This window comes from Mesorhizobium sp. RSR565B (genome assembly GCF_054719465.1).
The window spans coordinates 2127420-2147250 of sequence record NZ_JBTTIE010000001.1 but is presented as its reverse complement, the minus strand read 5'-3'; the positions used below and the strand labels follow the sequence as shown (position 1 = coordinate 2147250).

Genomic DNA, 19831 nt, shown 5'->3' with positions numbered 1-19831 from the left:
TCACACATGAGGGCGCCAGGCGGGGGATCCGGCGCGCTCAATGGCCTCCGCCACCGCTGCCCGCGGGCGGCGCCGGCTTGGCGATGACCAGGGTGAAGACCGCCATGGTCGCGAACAGCACGGTCAGCATGGTGAACACGTCCATGAACGACAGCAGCGACGCCTGCTGCTGGACCATGCCCGACAGTTTGGAGATCGCCGCCTTGGTGGCGTCGAGGCCGGGAGTCTGCTGGAAGTCGAGCGTCATGTTCTGCAGCTTGGTCTGCGCCGCCGCACTGCCCCATTCCACATGCTCGGCCAGCCTGGCGTAGTGGAAGGCGCTGCGATCGATCAGCACGGTGTTGATGACGGCAAGGCCGACCGCACCGCCGAGGTTGCGGGTCAGGTTGAACAGGCCCGACGCGTTCTTCAGCCGGTCCGGCGGCAAGGTGCCGAGCGCAATGTTGTTGATCGGCACCATGCACAGCATCATCGAGCTGCCGCGCAGGATCTGCGGGATCAGCAATTCCCAGAAATCCCAGTCGGCGGTCAGATGCGTCATCCACCATGTGCCGGCAGCGAAACCGAACAGCCCGATCATCATCATGATGCGCAAATCCATCTTGCTCGACAGGATGCCGGAAATCGGCGCAGTGACGAACATCGCCAGGCCGCTGACGAACAGGGCTTCGCCGATCATCAAGGAATCGTAGCCGCGGATGCGTCCGAGGAACACCGGGTAGAGATAGGTCAGACCGTACAGGCCGATGCCGATAACGAAGGAGAACAGCGAACCGAAGGCGAAATTGACGTTGGTGAAGGCCCTGAGATCGACGATCGGCTCCTCGGCGGTGAAGGCACGCCAGAAGAACAGCGCCGCACCGACAACCATGATGATGGCGCACATGAACACGGCCTGTTCCTGCAGCCAGTCATGGTTCGGACCTTCCTCGAGCACATATTCCATGCAGCCGAGAAACGCCGCCATGCCGGCAAGGCCCCACCAGTCGAACTTGCTGAACAGGCCGAGATTGGGCTTGTCGAAATCGATCAGGGTCCAGGTCGTGACCGTCACCAGAATGCCTGGAATGACATTGATGAGGAACAGCCAGTGCCACGACATGGCATGGCTGATATAGCCGCCGACGGTCGGGCCGATGGTCGGCGCCAGCGTCGCCACCAGGCCGATCATCGGCGACACCATGGCGCGGCGCGACGGGGGGAAGATGGTGAAGGCGGCGGCGAAAACGCTCGGGATCATGCCGCCGCCGATAAAGCCCTGGATGGCTCGGTAGACGATCATCTGGTCGATGTTGGTGGCGGTCGCGGCCAGCGCGCTGGCCGCCGTGAAGCCGGCCGCGGCGCCTGCAAACAGCACGCGCGTCGACAGCATCCGGCTGAGGAAGCCCGACAGCGGGATCATCACCACTTCGGCGATCAGATAGGCGGTCTGCACCCATGGGATTTCATCGGAACTGGCGCTGAGGCCGGCCTGGATCTCGGCCAGCGAGGCTGAGACGATCTGGATGTCGAGGATCGCCATGAACATGCCGAACACCATCGCCAGGAAGGCGATGAGGCGGCGCGTCGAGATGGTCGTCGGTACCGCCGGCATGGCAGGGGCCGCTCCTGCTGTTATGGTTGCGGTTGCCATGGCGTTATCCCCTTGCGGCCGCTCAGTTCGCCGCGGCCGGAGCCGTGCGGCTGTCGACGGCGACGACGACGCTCAGGCCGGCGCGCAGCCTGCCGGCCTTCAGCACATCGGCCGGCACGTCGATGCGAACCGGGATGCGCTGCACCACCTTGGTGAAGTTGCCGGTGGCATTTTCCGGCGGCAGCAGCGAGAACACCGCACCCGAAGCCGGCGCCAGCGACGACACCGTGCCTTCGAAATCATGGCCGTCCGTGGCGTCCACCGAGACCCGCACCTTCTCGCCGGGCACCAGCTTGGCCAGCTGCGTCTCCTTGAAGTTGGCAACGATGTAGAGCTTGTCCAGCGGCACCACGACGGCGAGCTTCTGGCCGGGGCTGACGAGGTCGCCCTGCTCGACCGAGCGGTTGCCGACGACGCCGTCATAAGGCGCCTTGAGCACGGTGAAGGACAGATCGCGCGCGGCCTTGTCGCGGTTCAGCCGCAGCGAAGCCAGCGTGCTGGCCGATTCGGCGCGCTGCGCTTCGAACACGCCGATATTGGCCTGTGCGGCTGCAATCTGCGCGTCGGCGCCGACGAGGGCTGCATTGGCCTGGTCGAGAGCGGTCTGGGCATCGTCCAGTTGCGCCTGTGTGCCGACATGCGTCTTGACCAGTTGCGCGGCGCGCTGCTGGGCGCGAGCGGCGTTGTCGGCTGCCGCCTGGTCGGCGACCTTCTGCGCCTGCGCCTGTTGCAGCGAAGCTTGCGCCGCCTTGGTCTGCGCGTCGATACGGTCGAGCGTCTTGGCCAGCGTGGCGATCTGCGCCTCCGCCTGGGCAACGGCTATTCTGTAGTCGCCGTCGTCGATCGTCAGCAGCGGATCGCCGGCCTTGACCTGCTGGTTCTCCGAGACCTTGACTTGATCGACATAGCCGGAAATCTTCGGCGAGACGAACGACATGTCGGCCTGGACATAGGCATCGTCGGTCGAGATCAGGAACCGGCCGTCGGTCCAGTAATTATAGCCATACCAGGCGCCGGCGCTGAGCAGAGCGAGGCCGATGATCGGCAGCATGAACGAGCGAGCCGACCGCTTCTTCTTGGCCGGCACCTCGGCCAAAACTTCGGCGGCAGGCTTGATGGGCGCTTCCGGCGCTTCGATAACCGGCGAGACCTTGGCGTTGGGAAAGGGGCGGACTTCGGCGGTGGTTGGCGTGTTCGAGGACATGATATCTCGCTACCGTAGCTACATAAGGAAAATGTGTTATACTGAACCGTTCGGTTCGATGCGAACGTTGACATAGCGCTAAAGCAGGCCCATATCAAGAGCAATCGAACCGCTCGGTTCGAATTATTTCGCGAGGTGTGACTTTAATGGCCGACACGTTACCCGACGTCGAAAATGATCCGTGCGATGTGCTGGATAGTGCGCGTCGCGGCCGCCCGGCGGCGGGCCAGGATCCGGTCAAGCGCAGCCAGATCATCGAGGGCGCGCGGCGCGTGTTCATCGACAAGGGCTTCGAAGCGGCGTCGATGAACGACATTACCCGCGAGGCTGGCGTCTCCAAGGGCACGATCTATGTCTACTTCGCCAACAAGGAAGAGCTGTTCGAGGCGCTGATCGAGGAAGAGCGCGGCACCATCTTCAAGAACATGTACGACATGCTCGACCGCGCCGACGATCTGCGCCAGACGCTGGTGAAATTCGGCAAGGTGCTGTCGATGAAGATCACCTCGGCCAAGGTCATCCAGGCGCAACGCACCGTGATCGGCGCCTCCGACAGGATACCGGACATGGGCGCGCGGTTTTACGAACGCGGCCCCAAACGCGGCCACGACAAGGTGGTCAAGTTCCTCAATGCAGCCATCGAACGCGGCCTGCTCAAGATCGATGATGTCGATCTTGCCGCCTATCAATTCACCGAACTGTGCCTCGCCGGCCTGTTTCGCCAGTGCATCTTCGCCTACCGCACCAAGGCGCCGAGCCAGGATGAAATCGACCACATCGTGCGGTCGGGCGTCAGCCTGTTCCTGAAGTCCTACGGCACCGAAAAGCTTGCCGAGGAAGAAAGCCATCAGATGATCGCGCTCGAGGCGAAGTCCAAGGCAAAGGCCTAGTTAGCCAAAGGTCTTTTTTCGCAACTCCGGACGGAAAACCGCTTCACACTTTTCCCGGAGTTGCTTTTAACCGCCATTGGCCGCCAGCACGATCGCCGCGCGCAGTTCGTCCAGACCCTCGCCCTTTTCCGACGACGTGGCGAGCACGAACGGAAACGCCGCCGGTCGCTTCTTGATCTTCAGTAATGTCTCTTCGACCAGCCGCGGCACGCCGGCGGCCTTGATCTTGTCGGTCTTGGTCAGCACGATCTGGTAGGACACCGCCGCCTTGTCGAGCAGCGACAGCACCTCGTCGTCCTTGGATTTGATGCCATGCCGGGAATCGATTAGCACATAGACCCGCTTCAGCGTCACGCGGCCCTTGAGATAGTCGAAGACCAGCTTGGTCCAGTCGTCCACCTTTTCCTTCGGCGCGCTGGCATAGCCGTAGCCCGGCATGTCGACCAGCGCCATTGGCGGCAGGTCGGTGCCTTCGCCGGAAAACCCGCCCGGCACGAAATAGTTGAGCTCCTGCGTGCGGCCCGGCGTGTTGGAGGTGCGCGCCAGCCCGTTATGGCCGACGAGCGCATTGATCAGCGACGACTTGCCGACATTGGAGCGGCCGGCAAAGGCGATCTCAGGCGGCCCCTCCGGCGGCAGGAACTTCATCGCCGGCACGCCGCGGATGAAGATCCACCCCTTGGTGAACAGGTCGGTGCCGATGACGGTGTTGCCCAGCGCGTTCAAATCGCTGCCTCCAGCCTGGAAATATCGGCGCCCCGAATGGCGTTGAGGTTGCGGCCGATCTTGTCCACCGGCCAGTTCCACCACGCCACGGAAAGCAGCCGCCTGACCGTCCTGTCGTCGAAACGCATCTTCACCACCTTTGCCGCATTGCCGGCGACGATCGCATAGGCCGGCACGTCATGCGTCACCACCGATTTCGCCGCCACGATGGCGCCATTGCCGACCGACACGCCGGGCATGATCACCGCATCCATGCCGATCCATACATCATTGCCGACCACCGTATCGCCGCGCAGTTCCTGCGACCACGTCTTCGGGTCGAAGCCTTGCTCCCAGCCATGGCCGAAAATGTTGAACGGATAGGTGGAAAAGCCGGACATGGCATGGTTGGCGCCGTTCATGATGAAGCGCGCGCCCTCGGCGATGGCGCAGAACTTGCCGATGATCAGCTTGTCGCCGATGAAGGGATAATGATGCAGCACGCATCGCTCGGCGAATTTGTCCGGTCCGTCAGGATCGTCATAGTAGGTGAACTCGCCGATCTCGATACTCGGCGCGGTGACCAGGGGCTTGAGGAAGCCGACGCGGGTGTGCATCGGGATCGGGTGTTTGATGTCTGGGTTGGGTCCGTCCATGGCGAGATCCGTCGAGAGTGGCGCAAATTAAAGCCGCCATTCTAGATGGCGTGATCCGCCCTATAGCACCAATCGCCCGATGAGCGAGCCCTGCTGGGCTTCGATGTTCAGTTCGTGCCGCGGCAGATCACGATCAGGTCGACCGCCGCCGTCGGCTAAGGCGCCCTGAAACCCAAAAGAACGGGGCCCTGCGAAGGACAAGCAGGACCCCGGTGGTGTCGAAGACGGCTTCAAAAGAATGGCACCTCCTCGTGAGGTGGGGAAGGCAGACCGAGAAAGCCCGTCGCAGCCCGCCGTCATTCCCTGTTGCGTAAAGCCGTTACTTCGGCAACAGCACCTTGTTGACGACGTGGATGACGCCGTTCGACTGGTTGACGTCGGCGACCCTCACCTTGGCGGCGCCGCCGGACTCGTCGACGATGTAGAGCGAGCCGCCCTTGACCTCGGCGATCAGCGTGTCGCCGCTAACGGTCTTCATCTCATACTTGCCGCCCATCGCCTTGGCCTTGGTCATCATCTCCTTGGCCGAGATCTTTCCGGCCACGACATGGGCGGTCAGGATCTTGGTCAGCTTGTCCTTGTTTTCGGGCTTCACCAGCGTGGCGACGGTGCCGGCCGGCAGTTTCTTGAAGGCGGAATCGGTCGGCGCAAACACCGTGAAGGGTCCCGCGCTTTCCAGCGTGTCGACCAGGCCGGCGGCCTTGACGGCGGCAACCAGCGTCTTGTGGATCGGCGAGTTGAGGGCGTTCTCGACGATGTTCTTGGAGGTCAGCATCGCAGCGCCGCCAACGGCGGGATTGGCGAGCGTATAGGCCGTCGTCGCTGCGAGGCCCGATAGAGCCAGGCCGGCGGAAAAGCATAATGCCTTGAGGATGGACTTTGCCATTGGAGAACCCTTCTGGTGCGACAATTGTTGATTCGATTGTCGGGAAGAGTTACGCGGCGATTGCGGGAAAGTTTCGATGCAGAGTAAAAACAATAATAATAACAGATACTTAAAGGCGAATGCCCATCCCACGAGCCGCATCCCCGCGATGGACATGACGGGGTCACGGATCAAAAACAGCGGTCTTCGGATTAGGGCTGATCGGTGTTGATCGGCCTTGGCGGTACAAGCAGCAGCCACGCCGGTTGCACGCCGCAAGTTTCGCGCCTCACGGGAACGTGATGCGCGCCTCGTCCACAAAAACCCCGGACGAGCCGGGGCTTTGATTGCCGGAATAGCGCCTTCTATTCAGCCGGCGAGGGTTTCTTTCGGAACAATGCCGTCAGATTGTCCCACAATTCGATCTTGGCGCCCTGGCGCTTCATGATCACGCCCTGCTGCAGGATCGACAGCGTGTTGTTCCAGGCCCAGTAGATGACGAGGCCGGCCGGGAAGCTGCCCATCATGAAGGTGAAGATCACCGGCATCCAGGTGAAGATCTGCGCTTGCGTCGGATCCGGCGGCGTCGGGTTCATGCGCATCTGCAGGAACATGGTGATGCCCATGACCACCGCCCAGGCGCCCATATGCGGCAGGAATGCCGGTGGCGCGAAGGGCAGCAGGCCGAACAGGTTGAAGACCGAGGTCGGATCGGGCGCGGCCAAATCCTGGATCCAGCCGAAGAACGGCGCGTGCCGCATCTCGATGGTGATGTAGAGCACCTTGTAGAGCGAGAAGAACACCGGGATCTGCAGTGCCACCGGCCAGCAGCCGGCGAGCGGATTGATCTTCTCGGTCTTGTACAGCTCCATCATCGCCTGTTGCTGCTTCATCTTGTCGTCCGCGTATTTCTCGCGGATCTCGAGCATCTTGGGCTGCACCTTCTTCATGTTCGCCATCGACGCATAGGATTTGTTGGCGAGCGGGAAGAAGAGGGTTTTGACGACGACGGTGGTGGCAAGGATGGCCAGACCGAAATTGCCGAAGAATTTGTACAGCGTGTCGATCAGGTAGAACATCGGCTTGGTGATCCAGATGAACCACCCCCAATCGATCAGCCGGTCGAACAGCCTGATCTGGCGATCCTGGGCGTAGGCGTTGATCTTGTTGACTTCCTTGGCGCCGGCGAAGATCTCGGTCTCGACCGTCGCCGACTGCCCGGCGGCAATGGTGATCGGGTCGGTGAGGAAGTCCGACTGGTAGCGCGGGCGGCCATTGTCGTAATAGGCATAGTGCGGCTGGAAGGGCTGCTTCTCGGTCGGCACCAGGGTGACCGCCCAATATTTGTCGGTGATGCCAAGCCAGCCATCGGTCGATTTGCTCGGCGTATAGAGCTTGTTCTTCTCGATGTCGGCGTATTTGTGCTCCTGCAGGCCTTCGGTTCCCGTGACGCCGATCAGGCCTTCATGCAGCACATAGGAGCTGGCGACGGCCGGCTTGTCGAAACGGATGACGCGGCCGTAATTGGACAGCGTGACGGGGGTCGAGCCTGAATTCTGCACCGCATCGGAAACGGTGAACATGTAGTCGCCGTCGACGGAGATCGTGCGCTTGAAGGTCAGGCCCTTGTCGTTGGTGAAGGTCAGCGTCACTGGCGTCGCCGGCGTCAGCGTCGCATTGCCGTCGACGCTCCAGACCGTTTCCGGGCCCGGCACCGTGCCGGTCGTGTCGCTGCCGACAAAGCCGATCTCGGCATAATAGCCGGTGGGCAGCGCCTGCGGATTGAGCAGCTGGATCTGCGGCGATGTCTTGTCGACCGTCTCGGTATAGTGCTTGAGCTTTAGGTCGTCGAGGCGGGCGCCGGTGAGGTTGATCGAGCCCGACAGGCTCGGCGTGTCGATGTTGACGCGGGCCGTCTTGGCCACTTCCTGCGCGCGGCCTTCCGGCGTCGTGACATAGGTGCCGGGCGCGTTTGGAATGGCGCCGGGCGCTGCGGGCGCCGGCGTGCCGCCGGGGTTGGCGGCCTCGGCCGCCTTCTTCTGCTCCGCCGCCCGCTGCTCTTCGATGCGGGCCGCCTCGCGCTGCTGTTCGCTGCGCGGCAGCACATAGAAATATTGCCACAGCCCGAGGATCAGCACCGACAAGACGATGGTGATGTAGAAGTTCCGGTTGTTTTCCATCGAAAGCCCTTGGCCTATCGTGTTCCGCTGAGACGGCGGGAGAGTTCGGCCTTCAACTGGCCGAACGGAATGGTGAGCACGTCTTCACGCCCGACGATGACATAGTCATTGCCGGGCGCCATGTCACTTGCGGCATGGGTGCGCACGGCTTCTTTCAGCCGCCGCCTGACGCGGTTGCGGACAACCGCATTGCCGACCTTCTTGGTGACGGTGAAGCCGACGCGCGGCGGCAGACCGTCTTTGCGGTCGAGAACTTCAACGAGAAAAAGCCGCCCGCGCCGCTTTTCACCGCGGCGGACGGCCAGGAATTCCGCACGTTTCAGAAGCCGCTTGGGGTTTGGTCCCACTGGCTTGCCGGTTGCGGGCAACGATCTCGTCTTCCGTTCAGGCGCTGAGCCGCTTGCGGCCGCGGTTGCGGCGAGCTGCGACGACGCCGCGACCACCCTTGGTGGCCATGCGAGCACGGAAACCGTGCCGGCGTTTGCGGACGAGTTTGGACGGTTGGTAGGTACGCTTCATTTGTTTTAATACCGCGGGGTGCGGCCCTTCTTGATTCTGTCACAGTGTAACAGGAGCTTTGCCGGGCCGGCATTGGCGCGATCGAAACCGCGCCGGGACGAATGGCCCGAGCGTGAGCGGCTTATAGAAAGAAGGGTTTTGGGAGTCAATCCAGCGCGAACGCCAGTTCGTCGCAGCGCGAACTATGAGTTCGTCGCATCGCGAACGTCAGTTCGTCGCAGCGCGAACACCCAGTTCGAGGCGGTCTTTTATTGCTGGCACCATCGTCCAACGAAGGATGAAATTGGCAAAAAAGCCGCAATCACCTAATCTCAACCGATCAAGCGTTTGTGAAGACAGGCCTTAATGAGCGAAGTTGCATCAGCGGATGAAGGGAGCGGCCCGGCGACAGCCGATGCCAGCCCGGCGACCGTTCGCCCGGTTGCGAGCCGTTCGGTGCCCAATCGTTCAGTGCCCTTGGCGCGCGGCCTGTCGACCAAGCTGCTCTTGCTCACCATTGTCTTCGTGCTCCTGGCCGAAGTCCTCATTTTCCTGCCCTGGATCGCCAGCTACCGCCTGGCCTGGCTGAAGGAGCGGCTAAGCACCGCTGCCGCGGTGTCGATCGTGCTGGTGCAGGGCGAGCCCAATTCGCTCTCCCGCGCCGCCCAGAACGACGTGCTGATGGCAATCGGCGCCAAGGCGATCGCGGTGCGCGACGGCGGCGTGTCGCGCCTGCTGGTGGTGGCCGAGATGCCGCCGCAGGTCGACGAGCATATCGACATCGCCAATGTCGGCATGATCAAGGGCATGACCGGGGCGCTGGATACGCTGTTCTTCGGCGGCAAGCGCATGCTCAGGGTGTTCGGCCCGGTCGGCGACAGCGACAAGGAATTCGAGCTGATCATGCCCGACTATTCCCTGCGCAACGCCATGCTGCGCTATTCGCGCAACGTCGCCTTCGTCTCGCTGCTGATCTCGTTGTTCACCGCAATGCTGGTCTATGCCGCGATTGACCTGATCATGATCGGCCCGATCCGCACCATGACGCGCTCGATGCTGTCCTTCTCCGAGGCGCCCGACGATCCAGGGCGCATCATCCACCCGGCCGCCCGCGCCGACGAGATCGGCGTTGCCGAGCGCGAACTGTCGCAGATGCAGGAACGGCTGCAAAAGATGCTGTCGGAGCAGAAGCACCTTGCCGATCTTGGCCTCGCCGTCTCCAAGATCAACCACGACATGCGCAACATCCTGGCCTCGGCGCAGCTGATGTCGGACCGCTTGCGCCTGGTCAAGGACCCGACGGTGCAGGCCTTCGCGCCAAAGCTGTTGCGCGCGCTCGACCGAGCCGTCTCCTATTCCGAAGGTGTGCTCCACTATGGCCGCACACAGGAGCCGGCGCCCTCACGCCGCCGCTTGCGGCTGCGCCAGCTGGTCGACGACGTCCACGGCCTGCTCGACATCGAGGACGGCATCGAATTCGTCAATGCCGTCGAGCTCGCCTTCGAGGTCGATGCCGATTCCGACCAGCTGTTTCGCGTGCTCACCAATCTGTGCCGAAACGCGGTGCAGGCGATGGCGGCCGACGCCGAGAGCGCGCTGGTGCGCCGGCTCGCCGTATCGGCCGAGCGCATAGGCAGCGTAAGCCGCATCATTGTCACCGACACCGGTCCCGGCCTGCCGGCGAAGGCGCGAGAAAACCTGTTCGCGGCGTTTCGAGGCTCGGCCCGCAGCGGCGGCACCGGCCTTGGCCTGGCCATCGCGCACGAGCTGATCCGCGCCCATGGCGGCACGGTGGAACTGGTCGAATCGATCGGCGGCCGCACCACCTTCGCCGTCACCATCCCCGACCAGCCGGTCCGCCTCGACCAGGCCCGCAACGGCCTGCGCCGCCCTGCCTGAGCTGTATTGATATTCAGCCGAAGCCGGACTGAGCTGAATCTCAGCACCCCTTTGATCGGCACCGTCGAAAGCAGCTGCGACAAAACTTTTGCCGGATTGGCTTGCTTTTCGGAAATTCAGTCGCTAGGGAACACGTCTTGTCGCGGCCGGTCGTCAGGATCGGTTAGCGGGGCTATGTAAAGCATGGCCTGTTGCGCGCCCGTAGCTCAGCTGGATAGAGCACCAGACTACGAATCTGGGGGTCAGGAGTTCGAATCTCTTCGGGCGCGCCATTTCCGCCGAATCTGCGATTTCCTGCGATCCGCTAGCCGGTCTTGGGCTCGCATATGAAGAGCAGGTCGCGGAACACGTTGCCGAGCACCGCCTCATCCGAGTGCTGGAGAACTGGACGCCGCCTATTCCGGGCTTCTTCATTTATTACCCCAGTCGTCAGCCTGACTGCGCTATAAACGCGCTGCGATGTTCTTGAAACGGGAGAGTACGCGGCGACCGTTATCTGGGCGCAGCGACGCTGAATGCTCATTCACGCCGCCGCGCAGCACGCTCACTTTTCTTCCGCCTTTCCCGGATCAGGGCCCAATAGGCCTCGCTCCAGCCAGATACCGCTCATTGTCAAACGGCTCGGCGTGGGTGCTGCCCGGGCTCCACATGTGGCGGTGGGTCTCGGTCAGATTGCCGAGATAGACATGCAGCGCGCCTGAGCGGGCGATGCCGGTGTTGGCCACCGCGTGCACGGTATCAGGGGTCATGTGCACCACCGCGGGCGCCGCGATGTCGTGGCGTTCCGGCGCATCGATCTCGCTGCCGTCGACGGGATAGATGAAGTTGGTCTCGCTGCCCTTGTAGATGCCGATCAGCGCATCCATCAGATGGTTGTGCGGCGGGTACTGCAGGCCGGGCGACAGCGTGATGTGGTAGATGGTCAAGTCAGGGCTGGCATGCAGCAGCACCTCATCGTCGTCTTCCTCATGCGCGAGCACGCCTGATGCATGGAAGCGATCGGTGTGTTCGCGCAGCACCGCCTTGACCCGTTCGAAGGCATGAGCACCTTTGGCTGCGTTGACGATATCGGCGGTTACGGCGTAGAGAGGCGAGTTGGCGGCAAGAGACATTTCTCGTCATCTCCATTGGGAAGCTCAGCCAATACAACTGAGATGCTCAGGCTAGCGAATGCCGGCAGACCCGTCAACCGGATGGTCGAAACGGGCAAGCAGACTACGCGGTCAGACCACGCGGGCAGACCAAACGGGCAGGCAGATATGGCTCTTCCGAAATCAGTGTCACCGTCCGCCGTCAAGGCGCCGTCGACCGCCGACATATTGCGCAGCGAGGAAGCTTATGAGCAGCTGAAGAGCGACATCGTCGCCTGCGTCCTGCAACCCGGCGAAAGCCTGACCGAAAAGCAGATCGGCGACCGCTACCAGATCAGGAAGGCGACGATCCGCTCGGCTTTGGCCCGCCTCACGCAGGAAGGGCTGATCAAGAGCGAGCCGCGCCGCGGTTATGTCATTGCACCGCTTAGCCTGCGCGACGTCAACGAGATCTTCGACCTCCGCAGCCTGATCGAACCGGAAGTGTTCCGGGTGGCCGCGGCAAACCTCACCGAACGCGGGCTCGACGACATCAGGCTGGCGGCGCAGAAGGTGCTGAAGCCGGAGACGCTGCGCAGCCATGTCGCCTTTCTAGCGGCCGACCGCGCCTTTCGCCTGGCCCTGGCTGAACTCTCCGGCAATCTGCGCCTAGTTCGCCTGCTCGACCAAACGCTCGACCAGTCGGAGCGTGTCCTCCATCTCGGCTTCAAATCGCGCGACTTCACGCAAGCGATCATCGGCCAGCAGAAGGAGTTGGTGCTTGCCTGCGAACTGGCCGAAGTCTCGGCCATCGCAAAGCTTGCCCGTTCGCAGTGCCTGTCGCTCAAGAAGCAGGTGCTCGAGGCCTTGCTCGCCGGCTCCAAGCTGCAGGACGCCAATTTGCAAAGCCTCGCCTGAGGCGCGAAGCCCGCGCTCTCTGGCCGATGCTTACTCGTCGATGAAGCGGATGTCCGCATCGGCAAGGCAATAGGGCGCGTAGCGGAAATCGCGGATATGGCTGACCTTTCCATCCTGCCATTCGACCAGCATGAAGCCGCGCACGGCGTCATCTCCCGCTTGCGGGCTGCGGATCAGGATGGCCGGCCTGCCGTCGACGAAGCCGAGCGACAGCGCCCAATCCTGGACACGGTCGTAATTGCCGAAATAGTTGGAAACCTGCGCCTTGCCGCGCATGCGGGTGCGATTGACGACTTCAAGCTGGATGTCCTCGGCGATCAACGCGCGCACGGCGTCGAAGTCGCGCGCGTTGAACAGGTCGACATAGCGGCGCAGGCGCCGCTCGTCACCGGCGTCGAGTTTTGGGGCAGGCGCCTGCTCGTCCTGTGACGCCAGCAGGCGCAGCTGCGACCGCCCGCGATGCAGCGCTGCCTTGGTCGCGGCCAGCGTCGCGCCGGACACTTCGCAGGTTTCGTGCAGGCTGAGGCCAAGCACGTCGACAAGGATCACGGCGCTGCGCTGCACTGTTGCCAGCTGCATGAAGCTTCGCAGGCTGGCGGCGGTGGCGAGCCTCGCATCGGCGCTTGCGGAGGGGTCTTCGATCGTCGTCATGTCGGTCTCGCTCATGCGCGCCTGCTCCCGCTGGCGCCGGCGCAGATGATCCTGCGCGGCATTGTGGGCTATGCGGAACAGCCATTGCTCCGGACGCTCGACCGCGGCGTCGCCGTCGATGGCCTGCAGTGCCTTGATCAGTGTCTCCTGGACGATGTCCTCGCCATCGATCACCGAGCCGGCCATGCGGGCGCAGTAGCGGTGCAGCTTCGGTCGCAAGGAGCCGAGCATCGCCTCCAGGGCAACGCGGTCGAGTTTTGCTGTGTTCATCCTGTCCGTTCCCAAAATGCCGGTCTTTGCATTCAAGCCGGCACGACCTCGCCGGCCAGCATACGATAATTGCCGACGATCTTTGCCGGCGATCTGGCAAGCGGCGTCGAGCGGCGTCCGGCATGATCGGCGCTGAAGGCCTTGAAGGCTGCGAGCCCCGTCAGGCCGTCGCCATCCTGGCTGACAAGATGGATGAACTCGCCATTCTCCAGTTCCAGGACGAGGTAGCGCACGGATTGCGGCTTCGTGTCGTCGAGTGCCTCGAACACCTGTGCAACCAGCATACGGTTCTCGGCGATGCTTTCGTCCTTCACGCCGTAGCGGATGAGATTGTAGCCCATTGTCGTCTCCTATTTTCAACTCTGCACGGAGAAGACGTTTCGCGGCCTCGAAAAGATTCGTCGCCCGGCGAATCTTTTCGATCGTCCGGATCGTCTTTCCCGTCGACGGCTGCGCGGCAGCCGTCCAGGAGCAGGAGAGACCCATCATGCACATCCAGTTTGCCGAATTGCCGGTGTTCGACCAGGACCGCGCCAAGGCCTTCTACACCGGACATCTTGCTTGCCAGGTGGCGGAGGACCAGCTGATGGGCGACAGCGGCTGGCGCTGGATCGAGCTGACATTTCCCGGCGCCGTCACCAATTTGCATTTCGTCAAACGCCCCGATGACACGCCGGGCACTGAGCCCGTGCTGGTGCTCGTTGATGGCGATGTCGAGGCAACGGTCGCGGGCCTGAAGGCGCGCGGCGTCGAAATCATCACCGAGCCGCAGGAAGCGCCTTGGCAGCGGGGCCGCACGGTCGCCGAATTCCGCGACAGCGAGGGCAACCGCATGGTTGTGACCGGCAAATGATCGGACCCGGCGCAAAGCCGAACTTTGACATGAGAACAACAGGAGAGATGGACATGACCCCCCAAACGTCGACGCTGAAAGTACCGGGCGCCAGCCTCTATTATGAGATGCGCGGTTCCGGCCCCGTACTGTTGATAATCCCCGGCGGACCGCAGGACGCCGGCGTCTTCGCCGATGTCGCGGGCCACCTCGCCGACCGCTACACGGTGGTCGCCTATGATCCGCGCGGCAATTCGCGCAGCACCTTCGACGGAGAGCCGCAAGAGCAGGACCTCGATGTCCATGGCGACGATGCCGCGCGATTGATCGAGGCGCTTGGCGCCGGACCGGCCTATGTGTTCGGCACCAGCGGCGGCGCCCAGATCGGGCTCAACCTCGCCGCCCGCCATCCCGGCCGGGTTCGTGCACTGGTGGCGCATGAGCCGCCCAGCATGATGCTGCTCCACGACCCGTCGCCGTCACTGGCCGGCATGCGCGACCTGCACGACACCTATCGCAGCCAGGGTGTCGAGGCGGCGATGCAGAAATTCTTCAGCGAGAACAGCCTGTCGGAAGGGCCGGGTCAGGATGAAGCCGGGCCGCAGGACGGACCGCCTTCGTTCGAACCGTCGCCCGAGGAGGCCGAGACCTTTGCCAGGGTCAGCGGCATTTCGAATACTGGCTGGCGCATGGCGTCATGCCGCTGTCGCTCTACCGTCCTGATATCGAGGCGCTGCGCGGCCGCCCGGTCGTGGTCGGCATCGGCGAAGAGTCCATCGGCCAGCCGATCGACGGCATGGGCAAGGCGCTGGCCGACAGGCTCGGCAGCAAGCGCGCCGCCTTCCCCGGCGACCATATGGGCTTTGCGCCCTATCCCGATCGCTTCGCCGAGACCTTGCACCTGACGCTCAGAGGCGCGTGAGATCGTCAGTCCAATAGGAAAGGAGCGTCCGCATGCACAATGCCCTTCTCCCATGAAATTACCGGCTAAGATTGGTGTATCAGACGGCCTCCCAGTCTTCCTTGGCACCGGCGCGGAAGATGGCGTCGATGACCTTCTGGTTGAGTACGGACTCCTCCAGCGTGAAGATACGCTCCTTGCCGCCCTGTGCCGCCCTGGCAAACGTCTCGACCTCGCGCCGGTACTGTTGCGTGCCGGGAAAGCGGAACACCTGCGCCTCGGTGTGGTTCTGGTTGTGCAATTCGATGCGGTGATGGTCGTAGAGCCCGGCATTGAACGGCGAGAACACCTCGATGAAACCCTTCTCGCCGTGGAACACCATCACCTGCCGCGCCGCCATCTGCGTCGACAGATAGAAGGACAGTTCGAAATCGCCGAAATCGGCGCGGATCGAGGAATAGATGTCGGTGCCGAATTTCTTGTCGCGCTCGATCGTCGCCTGCACGCGCAGCGGCTCCTTGCCGCTCGAAAACCGCGTCGACACCGTCGGATAGACGCCGATATCAGGCAGCGCGCCGCCGCCGAGATCGAGCTGGTTGCGCATGTTGGTGGGATCGACATTGTAATAGGAGAAGGCGCCCTGCACATGGCGCAGCCGGCCGATGGCGCCATCGGCGATGAGATCGCGCACCTTGATCCATTGCGGGTGGTAGATGACCATGAAGGCCTCGCAGACCAGCACCTTCTTGCTGTCGCGCAGCTTGATCAGCGGCGCGATGTCCTTGGCGTCGAGCGCCAGCGGCTTCTCCACCAGCACATGTTTTCCCGCTTCGATGGCCTTGGCCGTCCATTCGACATGCTGCGAGGTCGGCAGCGGGATGTAGACGCCGTCGACGTCTTTCGAAGCGAGCAGCTCCTCATACGAACCAAAGGCATGCCTGGCGCCGAACCGCTCGCCCAGGGCCTCGGCCTTCGACAGGTCGCGGCTGGCGATCGCGGACAAAACGCCATTCTCGGCCTCGACGATTGCCGGCAACAATTGCTCGCGGCCGATCTTGGCCGTCGACAAAACACCCCATCGGAACATCAGGCTTCTCCTATCGATTTACAGGCGAAGAGGTTTGCCCGAAATTGCGGGAAAAGCCAATGCGGATCGCTGGTCCTGCTAGCCTCGCTTGCCCGTCAGCGTCATGTCGAAATCGACAATATTCGAATAGATCGGCGTGCCGACATCCATGCCGTAGCGGGAGCGCAGCACCTTGCCGGTGACGTGGAATTTAATGACGCCACCCTTCAGCCCGCCGAGCTCGGCAGTGAACTTTTCCGCAAACGTCTTGCCGCGCGCCGTCAGCCGGCCGCTGACCAGCGCCGTGGTGTCGCTGGTTCGGGTTACGCTGGTCGAGCGGAACTGGATTTCGGGGCTGTTGGCCACGTCGAACACCGCATCGGAGCGCAGGAAGGCGTCGATGCGGCCCTGGCCGGTGCCGACGCTTTCGGGATAGATGGTGAAGTTGACCGCGGAACGGCCGACATCGCTGTTGTCGATGCGGATAGAGCCCTTGAAGCGGCCAAAGGCGCCGTCGAGGCCGCCGCCACCGACCTTGCCGATGGAGAAGCGAATGCTGGAGCTGGCCGGGTTGACCGTGTAGCTGCCGGCGGCGTCGCCGAGGTCCACAGCGGCGGAGACAGGCATGGCAAGGCAAGCGGCAACAGCCGCCAATCCGAAGATGCGCGCATACATGGGTTTTGTCCTTCTGGGGCAAGCGAAGTGTTGCGCCCTCACCCCAATGAACGAATGCGCGGCGCGCCCTATTCCATGTCCTGATCTGACGAAGGCGTGATCATGCGCGTGAGCACGCTGTCGCGCAGCCAGAAATGATGCCGCAGCGCCGCCAGCGCATGCAGCGCGACCAAGGCAATGCCGGCATAGGCGAGATACCAGTGTGCTACCGCCCAGAAGTTTTCCGCCGCATCGGACACGCCGAGCGGCAGGTTCGGCATCACGAAAAGGTTGAACGGCATGCTGGGGATCTCCAGCATCGACACCGAAACCAGTGCCCAGCCGGACAGCGGCACCGCGAGCTGGAAGCCATAAAGTGCCAGATGCGCCAGCGGCGCCGTCCGACGCTCCAGCCCTCCGACCGAGGCCGGCAAGGCCGGGGCCGCATTGCCGAGCCGCCAGGCAATGCGCAGGATGAGGAGGCCGAGCAGCAGGAAGCCGAAGGATTTGTGCAGCTGGATCAGCTCGAAGGCGGTGCGCTGGCTGGTCAACCGCACCATGATGAAGCCGAGCATGAACTGGCCGATGAACAGGATGCCGATCAGCCAGTGGAGGACGATCGCCGCCCAGCCGTAGCGGGTTGAGTTGTTGGTGATGAATGCCGGCATGGTTGGTGAACGAATGGCAGCTGGGCTTTCTTCCACCCTCCCCTTGTGGGGAGGGTCGGCGCGAAGCGACGGGGTGGGGGGTAGCGCCCTACGAAGATCCCACCCCGATCCGCTACGCGGATCGACCCTCCCCACAAGGGGGAGGTGGCTAAGCACCGACCTTGAAGAAATCCACAAACGCCCGCAGCGCCGGGCGCATCTGGCGGCGGCTGGGGTAGTAGACGAAGAAACCGTCGAAGGGCGGACACCAGTCTTCCAGCACGCGGATCAAGCGACCGTCGGCGAGCGGCGCGCGCACATAATCGTCGAAGACGAAGGCGAGCCCAGCGCCGTCGACCGCCGCCTGGGCGATCAGATGGTCTTCGTCGAGGATCAGCGGCCCTTGCGCCGCGATCTCGATCTCTTCGCCATCCTTCTCGAATTCCCAGCGGTAAAGAATGCCGCTGGAAAAACGGAAGCGGATGCAGCGGTGGTCGGCAAGATCGCGCGGATGGCGGGGTCTTGGCATGGTCGCGAAATAGCATGGCGCGCCGACCACGGCGCCGCGAAGGTCCGGTCCGATGCGCACCGCGATCATGTCGCGCTGCAGGCTCTCACCGAGCCGCACGCCGGCATCGAAGCCGCCTTCGACGACGTCGGTGAAGCGATCCTCGATGACGATTTCCAGCACGATGTCAGGATAGGCCGCGGCAAAGCCGCCGAGCCTGGGCGTCAATGCCAGGTGGGCCGCGGTGCGCGGCACGGTCAGCCGCAGGTTCCCGGCCGGCCGGTCGCGCGCCTCGATAGCCGTTTCCAGCGCCAGATCGATCTCGGACAGCGCCGGCCGCAGCCGTTCGAGCAACTGCGCGCCCTCTTCCGTTGGCGCTACGCTGCGGGTGCTGCGCGCCAAAAGCCGCACGCCGAGCCGCGCCTCCAGGCTGGACACGGCATGGCTCACTGCCGAGGGCGCTATGGCCAGTTCGCGCGCCGCGCCACGAAAACTGCCGCATTGGGCGACTGTTGCCAGTACAGCGAGTTGAGAAAGATGCGCTCGGTTCATTGCTCTATTTTATAGAACAGCCCGTGCGAATGACAGCCAATTATCGAACGTAAAGCCAAGCGCTATCTCTCTTTCATCGCAACAAGGAGACGCGCCATGAAAACCCGCAAACTTGGTACTGAACTCGAAGTCTTCCCCGTCGGCCTCGGCTGCATGGGCATGAGCTTCGCCTATGGCGGTCAGGCCGAGGCGGACGCAATCGCCACGCTGCGCCGCGCTGTCGAGATCGGCGTGACGTTTTTCGACACCGCTGAAGTCTATGGTCCCTTTGAGAACGAAATCCTTCTCGGCAAGGCGTTGAAGCCGGTGCGCGACAGGGTGACGATCGCCACCAAATTCGGCTTCAAGATTTCCGAGGAAGGCTCAGGCCTCGAACGTATGGTTGGCGTCGACCCGCCCGGAGCACGTCAAGGCAGTGGCGGAAGCCTCGCTGAAACGGCTCGATACCGATGTCATCGACCTCTACTACCAGCACCGCGTCGATCCCGGCGTGCCGATAGAGGACACGGTCGGCGCCATGGCGGAACTGGTGCGCGACGGCAAGGTGCGGGCGCTGGGCCTGTCGGAGGTCAGTGCCACCACCATCCGCCGGGCGCACGCCGTGCATCCGATCGCTGCCGTGCAGAGTGAATATTCGCTCTGGAGCCGCGACCCCGAAGACGAAGTGTTCGATGTCTGCCGCGAACTCGGCATCGGCTTCGTCCCCTACAGCCCGCTCGGTCGCGGCCTGCTCACCGGCACCATCGCCAAGCCCGAGGCCCTCAGCGACGACGACTGGCGCCGGACCTTGCCGCGTTTCCAGGCCGACGCCATGGCCGCTAATGCCAAGGTCGTTGCGACGCTGGAAAAGCTGGCGGTGGAAAAAGGCGTCACCTCGGCCCAGCTGGCGCTGGCCTGGGTGCTGCACCAGGGCGACTTCATCGTGCCGATCCCCGGCGCAAGAAAGATACGCCATCTCGAGCAGAACACGGCGGCGGTCGGGATCGAGCTGAGCGCGGCTGAGGTCGCGGCGATCGGCGATGCGCTGTCGCCGGACAAGGTGGTTGGCAAGCGCTATACGGAGGAGCTGTTGGCGCTGGTGAATGGGTGAGTGCCTTTACCCTCCCCCTTGTGGGGAGGGTCGATCCGCGAAGCGGATCGGGGTGGGGGTCCTCGTGAGGCGCACCCCCACCCCGTCTCTCTGTCTCCGCCTCGCTGCGACAGCGAGCCGACCCTCCCCACAACGGGGAGGG

At 63.2% G+C, this 19831-nt stretch carries 20 protein-coding genes, 1 tRNA gene and 2 pseudogenes; 8 read left to right on the top strand and 15 right to left on the bottom strand.

Features of this window, described 5'->3' with window-relative positions:
* Nucleotides 1–37 precede the first annotated feature (37 nt).
* Nucleotides 38–1633, bottom strand: a complete 1596-nt coding sequence (locus ACYG9R_RS10315) for a DHA2 family efflux MFS transporter permease subunit (protein ID WP_023710411.1) — start codon at nt 1631–1633, stop codon at nt 38–40.
* A gap of 22 nt (nt 1634–1655) precedes the next feature.
* Nucleotides 1656–2837: an HlyD family secretion protein gene (locus tag ACYG9R_RS10310; RefSeq protein WP_023687455.1), complete on the bottom strand. Its 1182-nt coding sequence runs from the start codon at nt 2835–2837 to the stop codon at nt 1656–1658.
* A 146-nt stretch (nt 2838–2983) separates the two neighbouring features.
* Between ACYG9R_RS10310 and ACYG9R_RS10305 the strand changes: the two genes are divergently transcribed.
* Entirely contained in the window at nt 2984–3727 is a 744-nt protein-coding gene (locus tag ACYG9R_RS10305; protein ID WP_023681357.1) for a TetR/AcrR family transcriptional regulator, read from the top strand.
* 66 nt (nt 3728–3793) lie between these two features.
* Here the strand turns inward: ACYG9R_RS10305 and yihA are convergent, their stop codons facing one another.
* The 6 genes from yihA to rpmH form a co-directional block, all read right to left on the bottom strand.
* Nucleotides 3794–4453 (bottom strand): ribosome biogenesis GTP-binding protein YihA/YsxC, encoded by a 660-nt coding sequence (gene yihA / locus ACYG9R_RS10300; protein ID WP_023824002.1) that lies wholly within the window; start codon nt 4451–4453, stop codon nt 3794–3796.
* Nucleotides 4450–5088 (bottom strand): CatB-related O-acetyltransferase, encoded by a 639-nt coding sequence (locus tag ACYG9R_RS10295; protein ID WP_023824001.1) that lies wholly within the window; start codon nt 5086–5088, stop codon nt 4450–4452. Before ACYG9R_RS10295 ends, yihA begins: the two co-directional genes overlap by 4 nt.
* A gap of 319 nt (nt 5089–5407) precedes the next feature.
* Nucleotides 5408–5974, bottom strand: coding sequence for a fasciclin domain-containing protein (locus tag ACYG9R_RS10290; protein WP_023824000.1), 567 nt, complete (start codon nt 5972–5974; stop codon nt 5408–5410).
* Nucleotides 5975–6318: 344 nt separating this feature from the next.
* Nucleotides 6319–8133, bottom strand: coding sequence for a membrane protein insertase YidC (yidC, locus tag ACYG9R_RS10285; RefSeq protein ID WP_023728099.1), 1815 nt, complete (start codon nt 8131–8133; stop codon nt 6319–6321).
* Between the two features lie 14 nt (nt 8134–8147).
* The gene (gene rnpA, locus ACYG9R_RS10280; RefSeq protein ID WP_023736958.1) at nt 8148–8501 is read right to left on the bottom strand and encodes a ribonuclease P protein component; all 354 of its coding nucleotides are present in this window, start codon (nt 8499–8501) and stop codon (nt 8148–8150) included.
* Between the two features lie 16 nt (nt 8502–8517).
* Nucleotides 8518–8652 (bottom strand): 50S ribosomal protein L34, encoded by a 135-nt coding sequence (gene rpmH / locus ACYG9R_RS10275; RefSeq protein ID WP_008833937.1) that lies wholly within the window; start codon nt 8650–8652, stop codon nt 8518–8520.
* Nucleotides 8653–8997: 345 nt separating this feature from the next.
* Between rpmH and ACYG9R_RS10270 the strand changes: the two genes are divergently transcribed.
* From ACYG9R_RS10270 to ACYG9R_RS10260, 3 genes and pseudogenes are all read left to right on the top strand, one after another.
* Nucleotides 8998–10530 (top strand): ATP-binding protein, encoded by a 1533-nt coding sequence (locus tag ACYG9R_RS10270; RefSeq protein ID WP_023672265.1) that lies wholly within the window; start codon nt 8998–9000, stop codon nt 10528–10530.
* Nucleotides 10531–10725: 195 nt separating this feature from the next.
* Nucleotides 10726–10802: transfer RNA gene (locus ACYG9R_RS10265), tRNA-Arg, on the top strand.
* A gap of 32 nt (nt 10803–10834) precedes the next feature.
* Nucleotides 10835–10999: pseudogene (locus ACYG9R_RS10260) on the top strand (LysR family transcriptional regulator); the annotation flags it as partial.
* A 100-nt stretch (nt 11000–11099) separates the two neighbouring features.
* Here ACYG9R_RS10260 and ACYG9R_RS10255 read toward each other — a convergent pair.
* Entirely contained in the window at nt 11100–11642 is a 543-nt protein-coding gene (locus ACYG9R_RS10255) for an autotransporter (RefSeq protein WP_023823999.1), read from the bottom strand.
* A gap of 147 nt (nt 11643–11789) precedes the next feature.
* On the opposite strand from ACYG9R_RS10255, the gene ACYG9R_RS10250 reads away from it, so the two are divergent.
* Entirely contained in the window at nt 11790–12518 is a 729-nt protein-coding gene (locus ACYG9R_RS10250) for a GntR family transcriptional regulator (RefSeq protein ID WP_031199375.1), read from the top strand.
* A gap of 30 nt (nt 12519–12548) precedes the next feature.
* Here the strand turns inward: ACYG9R_RS10250 and ACYG9R_RS10245 are convergent, their stop codons facing one another.
* Complete coding sequence (locus tag ACYG9R_RS10245) at nt 12549–13439, bottom strand: sigma-70 family RNA polymerase sigma factor (RefSeq protein ID WP_023823997.1); 891 nt, start codon at nt 13437–13439, stop codon at nt 12549–12551.
* Nucleotides 13440–13471: 32 nt separating this feature from the next.
* Nucleotides 13472–13780 (bottom strand): hypothetical protein, encoded by a 309-nt coding sequence (locus tag ACYG9R_RS10240; protein WP_023681378.1) that lies wholly within the window; start codon nt 13778–13780, stop codon nt 13472–13474.
* A gap of 146 nt (nt 13781–13926) precedes the next feature.
* On the opposite strand from ACYG9R_RS10240, the gene ACYG9R_RS10235 reads away from it, so the two are divergent.
* Together ACYG9R_RS10235 and ACYG9R_RS10230 are read left to right on the top strand one after the other, a co-directional pair.
* Nucleotides 13927–14292: a VOC family protein gene (locus ACYG9R_RS10235; RefSeq protein WP_023693054.1), complete on the top strand. Its 366-nt coding sequence runs from the start codon at nt 13927–13929 to the stop codon at nt 14290–14292.
* A 53-nt stretch (nt 14293–14345) separates the two neighbouring features.
* Nucleotides 14346–15176, top strand: a complete 831-nt coding sequence (locus tag ACYG9R_RS10230; RefSeq protein ID WP_196813592.1) for an alpha/beta fold hydrolase — start codon at nt 14346–14348, stop codon at nt 15174–15176.
* A 96-nt stretch (nt 15177–15272) separates the two neighbouring features.
* Here ACYG9R_RS10230 and ACYG9R_RS10225 read toward each other — a convergent pair whose 3' ends face one another.
* The 4 genes from ACYG9R_RS10225 to ACYG9R_RS10210 all read right to left on the bottom strand — a co-directional run bounded on the left by ACYG9R_RS10225 (nt 15273) and on the right by ACYG9R_RS10210 (nt 18599).
* A complete protein-coding gene (locus ACYG9R_RS10225; RefSeq protein ID WP_023823996.1) occupies nt 15273–16259 on the bottom strand; it encodes a Gfo/Idh/MocA family protein in 987 nt (328 codons plus the stop codon).
* Between the two features lie 78 nt (nt 16260–16337).
* Nucleotides 16338–16913 carry a YceI family protein gene (locus ACYG9R_RS10220; RefSeq protein ID WP_023672273.1) on the bottom strand — a complete coding sequence of 192 codons (576 nt, stop codon included), beginning with the start codon at nt 16911–16913 and terminating at the stop codon, nt 16338–16340.
* 68 nt (nt 16914–16981) lie between these two features.
* The gene (locus ACYG9R_RS10215) at nt 16982–17560 is read right to left on the bottom strand and encodes a cytochrome b (protein WP_023687445.1); all 579 of its coding nucleotides are present in this window, start codon (nt 17558–17560) and stop codon (nt 16982–16984) included.
* Between the two features lie 148 nt (nt 17561–17708).
* Nucleotides 17709–18599, bottom strand: a complete 891-nt coding sequence (locus ACYG9R_RS10210) for a LysR family transcriptional regulator (protein ID WP_023752338.1) — start codon at nt 18597–18599, stop codon at nt 17709–17711.
* A gap of 96 nt (nt 18600–18695) precedes the next feature.
* Here ACYG9R_RS10210 and ACYG9R_RS10205 point away from each other — a divergent pair.
* A pseudogene (locus ACYG9R_RS10205) lies at nt 18696–19689 on the top strand (aldo/keto reductase).
* Nucleotides 19690–19831: the final 142 nt, after the last annotated feature.

Bases quoted from the DNA above. Each gene is read 5' to 3' on its own strand.
- ACYG9R_RS10315 (WP_023710411.1), bottom strand. From the start codon at position 1,633: ATGGCAACCGCAACCATAACAGCAGGAGCGGCCCCTGCCATGCCGGCG.
- ACYG9R_RS10310 (WP_023687455.1), bottom strand. From the start codon at position 2,837: ATGTCCTCGAACACGCCAACCACCGCCGAAGTCCGCCCCTTTCCCAAC.
- ACYG9R_RS10305 (WP_023681357.1), top strand. From the start codon at position 2,984: ATGGCCGACACGTTACCCGACGTCGAAAATGATCCGTGCGATGTGCTG.
- ACYG9R_RS10295 (WP_023824001.1), bottom strand. From the start codon at position 5,088: ATGGACGGACCCAACCCAGACATCAAACACCCGATCCCGATGCACACC.
- ACYG9R_RS10290 (WP_023824000.1), bottom strand. From the start codon at position 5,974: ATGGCAAAGTCCATCCTCAAGGCATTATGCTTTTCCGCCGGCCTGGCT.
- yidC (WP_023728099.1), bottom strand. From the start codon at position 8,133: ATGGAAAACAACCGGAACTTCTACATCACCATCGTCTTGTCGGTGCTG.
- rpmH (WP_008833937.1), bottom strand. From the start codon at position 8,652: ATGAAGCGTACCTACCAACCGTCCAAACTCGTCCGCAAACGCCGGCAC.
- ACYG9R_RS10270 (WP_023672265.1), top strand. From the start codon at position 8,998: ATGAGCGAAGTTGCATCAGCGGATGAAGGGAGCGGCCCGGCGACAGCC.
- ACYG9R_RS10255 (WP_023823999.1), bottom strand. From the start codon at position 11,642: ATGTCTCTTGCCGCCAACTCGCCTCTCTACGCCGTAACCGCCGATATC.
- ACYG9R_RS10250 (WP_031199375.1), top strand. From the start codon at position 11,790: ATGGCTCTTCCGAAATCAGTGTCACCGTCCGCCGTCAAGGCGCCGTCG.
- ACYG9R_RS10245 (WP_023823997.1), bottom strand. From the start codon at position 13,439: ATGAACACAGCAAAACTCGACCGCGTTGCCCTGGAGGCGATGCTCGGC.
- ACYG9R_RS10240 (WP_023681378.1), bottom strand. From the start codon at position 13,780: ATGGGCTACAATCTCATCCGCTACGGCGTGAAGGACGAAAGCATCGCC.
- ACYG9R_RS10235 (WP_023693054.1), top strand. From the start codon at position 13,927: ATGCACATCCAGTTTGCCGAATTGCCGGTGTTCGACCAGGACCGCGCC.
- ACYG9R_RS10230 (WP_196813592.1), top strand. From the start codon at position 14,346: ATGACCCCCCAAACGTCGACGCTGAAAGTACCGGGCGCCAGCCTCTAT.
- ACYG9R_RS10225 (WP_023823996.1), bottom strand. From the start codon at position 16,259: ATGTTCCGATGGGGTGTTTTGTCGACGGCCAAGATCGGCCGCGAGCAA.
- ACYG9R_RS10220 (WP_023672273.1), bottom strand. From the start codon at position 16,913: ATGTATGCGCGCATCTTCGGATTGGCGGCTGTTGCCGCTTGCCTTGCC.
- ACYG9R_RS10215 (WP_023687445.1), bottom strand. From the start codon at position 17,560: ATGCCGGCATTCATCACCAACAACTCAACCCGCTACGGCTGGGCGGCG.
- ACYG9R_RS10210 (WP_023752338.1), bottom strand. From the start codon at position 18,599: ATGAACCGAGCGCATCTTTCTCAACTCGCTGTACTGGCAACAGTCGCC.